This is a genomic window from Micromonospora sp., from assembly GCF_048594385.1.
Classification (GTDB): Bacteria; Actinomycetota; Actinomycetes; order Mycobacteriales; family Micromonosporaceae; genus Micromonospora; species Micromonospora wenchangensis.
The window spans coordinates 1-6,988 of the sequence record NZ_JBMDWU010000159.1; the positions used below are offsets into that span (position 1 = coordinate 1).

A 6,988-nucleotide genomic window follows, 5' to 3' on the forward strand; every position below is an offset into this window, starting at 1 on the left:
CCGGCCCGCGACACGGCGGCCCGGTTCGCCGACTACGCGCAGCTCATGGCGGGGGCGCTGGGCGACCGGGTGAAGTACTGGACCACGCTCAACGAGCCGTGGTGCTCGGCGTTCCTCGGCTACGGCTCCGGGGCGCACGCCCCCGGGCGGTCCGACGGGGCGGACTCGGTCCGGGCCGGGCACCACCTCATGCTCGGTCACGGGCTCGCCGTGCAGGCCCTGCGGGCGAAGCTGCCGCAGGCCCAGCTCGGCGTCACGGTCAACCTCTACCCGGTGACCCCGGCCAGCGACGCCCCGGGCGACGTCGACGCCGCCCGCCGGATCGACGGGTTGGCCAACCGGTTCTTCCTCGACCCGCTGCTGCGTGGGTCGTACCCGGCGGACCTGACCGCCGACCTGGCCGAGGTGACCGATTTCGGACACGTCCGCGACGGCGACCTGGAGATCATCTCCACTCCGCTGGACCTGGTCGGGATCAACTACTACAGCCGGCACGTGGTGGCCGCGCCGGTCGCCGGCGAGGAGCCGGAGAAGTACTGGCGGGCGCCGTCCTGCTGGCCGGGCAGCGAGGACGTGCGGTTCGTCACCCGGGGTGTCCCGGTCACCGACATGGACTGGGAGATCGACGCCCCGGGCCTGGTGGAGACGCTGCGGCGGGTCCACGAGGAGTACACCGACCTGCCGCTCTACGTAACCGAGAACGGCTCGGCGTTCGTCGACACCGTGCAGGACGGTCGGGTCGACGACGTCGACCGGTTGGCCTACTTCGACGCCCACCTGCGGGCCTCGCACGAGGCGATCGAGGCCGGGGTGCCCCTGCGGGGCTACTTCGCGTGGTCGCTGATGGATAATTTCGAGTGGGCCTGGGGTTACACCAAGCGCTTCGGGATGATCTGGATCGACTACGACACCCAGGCCCGTATCCCCAAGTCCAGCGCCAGGTGGTACGCCGAGGTGATCCGACGCAACGGTCTGGCCGCACAATAGGCAGAGGCCAGCCAGCATGCCGGACGGCCCCGCCGCGCCGCCCGCCCCCGGGGGCGGACGGCGGGGACCGTCCGACGTCGGAGGAGCAGACGATGACAACGCAACGCACCCGGTCACTCGGGCGCCCGACCCTCGACGCGGTCGCCGCCCGCGCGGGTGTCGGGCGGGGCACGGTCTCCCGGGTGGTCAACGGCTCACCCCAGGTCAGCCCGGAGGCCCGGGCCGCCGTCCAACAGGCCATCGCCGAACTGGGGTACGTCCCGAACCGGGCGGCACGGGCACTGGTCACCCAGCGGACCGACTCGGTGGCCCTGGTGGTCTCCGAGTCGGGGGAGCGGGTCTTCACCGAGCCGTTCTTCGCCGGCATCGTGCGGGGTGTCAGCTCCGGCCTGCTGGAGACGCCGCTGCAACTCTGGCTCGCCATGGTGCAGTCCCCGATCGAACGGGAACGGGTCGAGAACCACCTGACCAACCAGCACGTCGACGGGGTTCTGCTGCTGTCGCTGCACGACTCCGACCCGCTGCCCACCCTGCTGGAGGAGCGCGACCTGCCCACCGTGCTCGGCGGTCGGCCGGCCCGGATGCTGCGCCCGGGTGCGCGGCCGTCCTGGGTCGTCGACGTCGACAACGTCGGTGGCGCCCGCCACGCGGTGCAGCACCTGGCCCGGCAGGGCCGCCGTCGGATCGCCACCATCGCCGGCCCGCAGGACATGGGCGCCGGCCTCGCCCGGCTGGTCGGCTACCGGGAGGCGGTGGAGTCCACCGTCGGGATGCTCGACCCCCGCATGATCGCCTACGGGGACTTCAGCGAGGGTAGCGGCGCGGCGTGCATGCGCCGGCTGCTGGAGGCCTGCCCCGAGCTGGACGCGGTCTTCGTCGCCTCCGACCTGATGGCGTTCGGCGCGCTGCGGACGCTGCGCGAGTCGGGCCGACGGGTGCCCGAGGACGTGGCGATCATCGGGTTCGACGACTCGCCTGTCGCCCAGCAGGCCGACCCGCCGTTGACCACGGTCTTCCAGCCGGTGGAGGAGATGGGCCGGCAGATGGCCCGGCTGCTGGTGGCCCGCATCCGGGGCGACGAGATCCCCACCCCGCACATCCTGCTGGACACCGAACTCATCCAGCGTGCCTCCACCTGAAGCGCTTCGACACCTCCGACCTCCACCTCCGGCCCTCAGTCGGGTGACCCGACGCGCCGGTGGCGTCGGTTCAGGCCAGCGGCTCAGGCTCAGGACCAGCGGCGCAGTTCCCGCTTGGCCAGGGACGCGCGGTGCACCTCGTCCGGGCCGTCGGCGAGCCGCAGGGTGCGGGCCTGGGCCCAGAGCCCGGCGAGCGGGGTGTCCTGACTGACCCCGGCGCCGCCGTACCCCTGGATCGCCTTGTCGATCACCCACTCGGCCATCGCCGGAGTAGCGATCTTGATGGCCTGGATCTCGGTGTGCGCACCCTTGTTGCCGACGGTGTCCATCAGCCAGGCGGTCTTGAGCACCAGCAGCCGGGCCTGCTCGATCCGGACCCGGGATTCGGCGATCCACTCCCGGACCACGCCCTGCTCGGCGAGCGGCCGACCGAACGCGATCCGCTCGTTGGCCCGCCGGCAGAGCAGCTCCAGGGCCCGCTCGGCCATTCCGACCAGGCGCATGCAGTGGTGGATGCGGCCCGGCCCGAGCCGGGCCTGGGCGATGGCGAACCCGCCCCCCTCGGCGCCGACCAGGTTCTCCACCGGCACCCGGACGTCGACGAAGTCGATCTCGGCGTGCCCGCCGTGCGGGGCGTCGGTGTAGCCGAAGACCGTCATGCCCCGGCGGACGTGCACGCCCGGGGTGTCCCGGGGCACCAGCACCATGCTCTGCTGGCGGTGCCGGTCGGCGTCCGGGTCGGTCTTACCCATCACGATGAACAGCTCGCACCGGGGGTCCATCGCCCCGGACGACCACCACTTGCGCCCGTTGACCACGTAGTGGTCGCTGTCGCGGACGATCCGGGTGGCGATGTTGGTGGCGTCGGAGGAGGCCACCTCGGGCTCGGTCATGCAGAACGCCGAGCGGATCTCACCGGCCAGCAGCGGGGCGAGCCACCTGTCGCGCTGCGCCCCGCTGCCGAACTCGGCGAGCAGCTCCATGTTGCCGGTGTCCGGGGCGGCGCAGTTGACCGCCTCGGGGGCCAGGTGCGGGCTGCGCCCGGTCAGCTCGGCGAGCGGGGCGTACTGGAGGTTGGTCAGCCCGGCGCCGTAGCGCGGATCGGGCAGGAAGAGGTTCCACAGGCCGCGCCGTCGCGCCTCGACCTTCAGCTCCTCGAGCACCGGGGACCGCGACCACGGGTCACCCGCCGCGACGACCTGCGCGGCGTGCACCGCCTCGGCCGGCAGGACGCACTCGTCCAGGAACGCGCCGAGCCGCTCCCGCAGCTCGACGGTACGGGCGTCGTAACCGAAGTCCATCAGTTCCCCCTGACAGCGCGCAGACCGTGCTCCACCAGGGGCGTCACCATGTCGCCGATCCGGTCGAACCCACCGCCGAGGGTCTGCCCCAGGGTGTGCCGGTAGTGGATGCCCTCGCAGATCACCGCGAGCTTGAAACAGCCGAGGGCCAGGTGCCAGTGCAGCGGCCCCACGTCGACGCCGCTGCGGCCGGCGTACCGGGCGATCAGCTCGCCGCCGGTGGGGAAGCCGGCGCGCGGGCCGAGCCCGTCGGCGACCGGGTTGCCCTCGGCGAGGTCGCTGTCGCCGAGCACGTCCCAGTACGTCAGCAGCAGCCCGAGGTCGGCCAGCGGATCGCCCAGGGTGGCCATCTCCCAGTCCAGCACCGCCCGGACCGACACCGGGTCGACCGTGGTGAGCAGGTTGTCGAGCCGGTAGTCGCCGTGCACGATCCGGCCGGCGTTGACCCCCTCGGGCACCGAGGCGGCCAGCGCGTCGCGTAGCTCGTCCACCCCGGGCAGCTCCCGGCTGCGGGACCGGTCGAGCTGGCCGGCCCAGCGTCGTACCTGCCGGCCGAGGTAGCCCTCCGGACGGCCGAAGTCGGCCAGCCCCACCTCGGTCGGGTCGACGGTGTGCAGGGCGGCGAGGGTGTCCATCATCGCCCAGGCCAGGTCGCGGCGTTGCCCGTCGGTGAGCGGGTCGGTCTGGGCCCGGGTGCGCAGCACCTCGCCCGGCACCCGGCGCATCAGGTAGAAGGGTGCCCCGATCACCGCCGGGTCGACGCAGAGCAGCACCACCCCGGGCACCGGCACGGCGGTCGGCGCGAGCGCGGCGATCACCCGGTGCTCGCGGGCCATGTCGTGCGCGGTGGCCAGCACGTGGCCCAGCGGCGGGCGGCGCAGCACCAGCTCGCGCCCGCCGCAGTGCAGCAGGTAGGTCAGGTTGGACTTGCCGCCGGCGATCAGGCTGGCCCGCAGCGGCCCGTCGGCCACCAGCTCCGGCCGGTGTGCGGCCAGCCACCCGGTCAACCGGTCGAGATCCAGCCCGGGTGGCGTCCGGTCGCCGGGGGCTCCGCCGTCGTGGGACGCGTCGACGGCCGGCTCGGTCATCCGCATAGTTGATGGCAGGTCAGCCGGGTTGTCAAGGTCAGCGATTTTCCGCCCGGGACATGCCACGGCAACAGGGGCGAAATGGTCAACCGGCAGGCTGGGGACCAGCCTGCCGGCCGGGTGCGGTCGGCCCGCCGAGCGGAGGGACAGACATGTTGCTGAGAGTTCGGGTGACCCTGCCGGACCGACCCGGGACACTCGGCCAGGTGGCCCGCACGCTCGGCGTCTCCGGGGCGGACATCGTCCAGGTCGTGGTGCTGGAGCGGCTCGGCGGCCGGGCGGTGGACGACTTCACCGTTGTCTGGCCCGGCGCCGCCCGGGTCGAGGGGCTGCTCGCTGGGCTGGCCGCCATTCCCGGGGTGCGCGTCGACGGGGTGTGGCGGGCGATCGGCGCGCCGACCACCACCGGTCAGGACGCCGAGCTGCTCGCCCAGGTGGCGGCGAACCCCACCGACGGGGTGGCCACCCTGGTCGACGCGGTGCCCGGGTTGCTCGCGGCGGACTGGGCGGTGGCGGCCGTCGTGCCGGTGGACTGGGCCTCGCGGGCCGGCGCGGGGACGGCGACCGTCGGGCACGCCAGCTGGCGCGCGCCCGAGCCGCCCCGGCTGCCCGAGGTGACCCCGCTGCGGGCCCGCACGTTGACCATGGCCGACGGCACGCACTACGCGATCGCGCCGTTCGGCCGGGCCGGGCTGGTGCTGGTGGTCGCCCGGGACCACACCGAGCCGCTGACCGCCGCCGGGTTCCACGCCACCGAGGTGGACCGGCTCGCCCAGCTCGTCCGGGCCAGCGCGGTGATCCTCGGCGACCGGCTCGACATGGTCGGCCCGCAGTCGGTGACCACCGTCACCTGACCTGGGCGAACGGTTGCCGGTGCGACACCGCCGGGCAACGCCACGGCAACAGGCCGCGGGCAGGCTTCGTGGTGGGGAAGGGAGTGGACATGGCGCTGTGGCGGGTTCGCGCGACCGTGGACGACCGGCCGGGATACCTGTCGGTCCTCACCGCGAGTCTCGCGTTGCGGGGGGTCAACATCCTCACCGTGCAGGTGCACACCACCGAGGTCGGCGCGGTGGACGACTTCCTCGTCGACGCGCCGGACACCCTCGACGAGGCGGATCTGATCGCCGCCGTCGAGCGGGGCCGGGGCCGGGACTGCTGGGTCGCCCGCAGCGAGGCGCGGGGCCTGGCCGACCAGCCGACCCGGGTGCTCGGGCTGGCCACCCGGCTGGTCGGTGACCCGGAACTGGCAGGTGAGGTGCTGCGGGCCACGCTCGGCGCGGACGAGGTGACCTGGCGTCCGACGGCTGCCGGGGGGCACGACGCGGTGGGCACCACGACCATGCTGCTGACCGACCCGACCGGCGGCTCGTACGAACTGCGCCGGCAGGCGCCCAGCTTCACCCCGGCCGAGTACGCGCGGGCGCAGGCGCTCGTCGAGTTGGCGGCGGCGGTGGCCCGGCGGGAGGCCGACCGGGTGGTCCTGGTGCTGCCCGACGGGGCGGAGCTGACCGTCCGGCCGGCGACCGCCGACGACCTGGCGGGCGTGGTCGACCTGCACGAGCGCTGCTCGGCGCAGAGTCGACAGCGGCGCTACCTGAGCGGGGCTGCGCTGCCCTCGCCGGCCCGGCTGCGCCGGTTGCTGGAACCCGCCCGGGGGCTGACCCTGGTGGCCACGACGACCGGCTCCGGCGGGGCGGCGGAGTCGGTCGTCGCACTGGCCAACCTGCTCGGCGAGGGCGACGAGGTGGAGGCGGCGCTGCTGGTCCGGGACGACTGGCAGCGGCGGGGGCTGGGCACCGGGCTGCTGCGCCGGCTGCTCGCCCACGCCGAGCGGGCCGGGTTCGCGGCGCTGGTCCTGCACACCCAGGCGGAGAACACGCCGATGGTGCGTACGGTGGCCCGGCTGGGCCGGTTCGCGCCGATCGAGCGGGACGGCAGCCTGCTCACGGTGACCGTCGCGCTGTCCGCCCGGGTGGGCGACGGCCCGGTCGCCGACGGGACCGGTCGGCCCGGTGCGGCCGTGATCGGTCCCCGGCGGACGAGCACGACCGGCGGGGTCTGCTGACGGCCGGGCACCGCTCATCGAGACGACCCGTGTGGCACCGGGCGGGGGCTTCCTTCCGGTGCGTGGCCGAACTCCGATGCGGAGAACGGTGTACAGGCAGGGCCCCCGGTGCGGGGGCCCTGCCCATGTCCGGGCCGTTTCCGGGTCACCAGTCGGGGCCTGCCGCGCCCCGGGGCCGCCGCCTCCCGGTCGGTGGGCGCACGGTCGGTGGGTGTTTCGGCCGGCGGGGTGGCGCTCAGCCGAAGAAGACGCCGGCCCGACGGTGCCCCGAGACGCAGAACCGGTTGCCCTCGGTGTCGGCGAGGACGACGTACGGCAGTTGGCCTGGCTCCGGCTCGGCGGGGTAGTGCGGCCAGTCGACCCGTTCGGCGCCCAGACCGCACAGCCGGTCGACCTCGTCGTCGA

7 protein-coding genes are annotated in these 6,988 nt (G+C 74.2%); 4 read left to right on the top strand and 3 right to left on the bottom strand.

Annotation, left to right across the window (positions count from 1 at the left end):
* Both ACOJTC_RS08355 and ACOJTC_RS08360 read left to right on the top strand, forming a co-directional pair.
* Positions 1–987 (top strand): glycoside hydrolase family 1 protein (locus tag ACOJTC_RS08355; RefSeq protein WP_420116399.1); only part of this gene is annotated, 987 nt, incomplete at its 5' end.
* A 92-nt stretch (positions 988–1,079) separates the two neighbouring features.
* Positions 1,080–2,126 carry a LacI family DNA-binding transcriptional regulator gene (locus ACOJTC_RS08360; protein ID WP_420116400.1) on the top strand — a complete coding sequence of 349 codons (1,047 nt, stop codon included), beginning with the start codon at positions 1,080–1,082 and terminating at the stop codon, positions 2,124–2,126.
* An 89-nt stretch (positions 2,127–2,215) separates the two neighbouring features.
* Here ACOJTC_RS08360 and ACOJTC_RS08365 read toward each other — a convergent pair whose 3' ends face one another.
* Together ACOJTC_RS08365 and ACOJTC_RS08370 are read right to left on the bottom strand one after the other, a co-directional pair.
* Positions 2,216–3,427, bottom strand: coding sequence for an acyl-CoA dehydrogenase family protein (locus ACOJTC_RS08365; RefSeq protein ID WP_420116401.1), 1,212 nt, complete (start codon positions 3,425–3,427; stop codon positions 2,216–2,218).
* Complete coding sequence (locus ACOJTC_RS08370; protein WP_420116402.1) at positions 3,427–4,515, bottom strand: phosphotransferase family protein; 1,089 nt, start codon at positions 4,513–4,515, stop codon at positions 3,427–3,429. The genes ACOJTC_RS08365 and ACOJTC_RS08370 overlap by 1 nt, the downstream gene beginning before the upstream one ends.
* Before the next feature lie 152 nt (positions 4,516–4,667).
* On the opposite strand from ACOJTC_RS08370, the gene ACOJTC_RS08375 reads away from it, so the two are divergent.
* A complete protein-coding gene (locus ACOJTC_RS08375; RefSeq protein WP_204924037.1) occupies positions 4,668–5,369 on the top strand; it encodes an amino acid-binding protein in 702 nt (233 codons plus the stop codon).
* A gap of 89 nt (positions 5,370–5,458) precedes the next feature.
* Complete coding sequence (locus ACOJTC_RS08380) at positions 5,459–6,583, top strand: GNAT family N-acetyltransferase (protein ID WP_420116403.1); 1,125 nt, start codon at positions 5,459–5,461, stop codon at positions 6,581–6,583.
* A 235-nt stretch (positions 6,584–6,818) separates the two neighbouring features.
* Here the strand turns inward: ACOJTC_RS08380 and ACOJTC_RS08385 are convergent.
* Positions 6,819–6,988: VOC family protein (locus ACOJTC_RS08385; RefSeq protein ID WP_420116404.1), on the bottom strand; the 170-nt coding region annotated here is incomplete at its 5' end.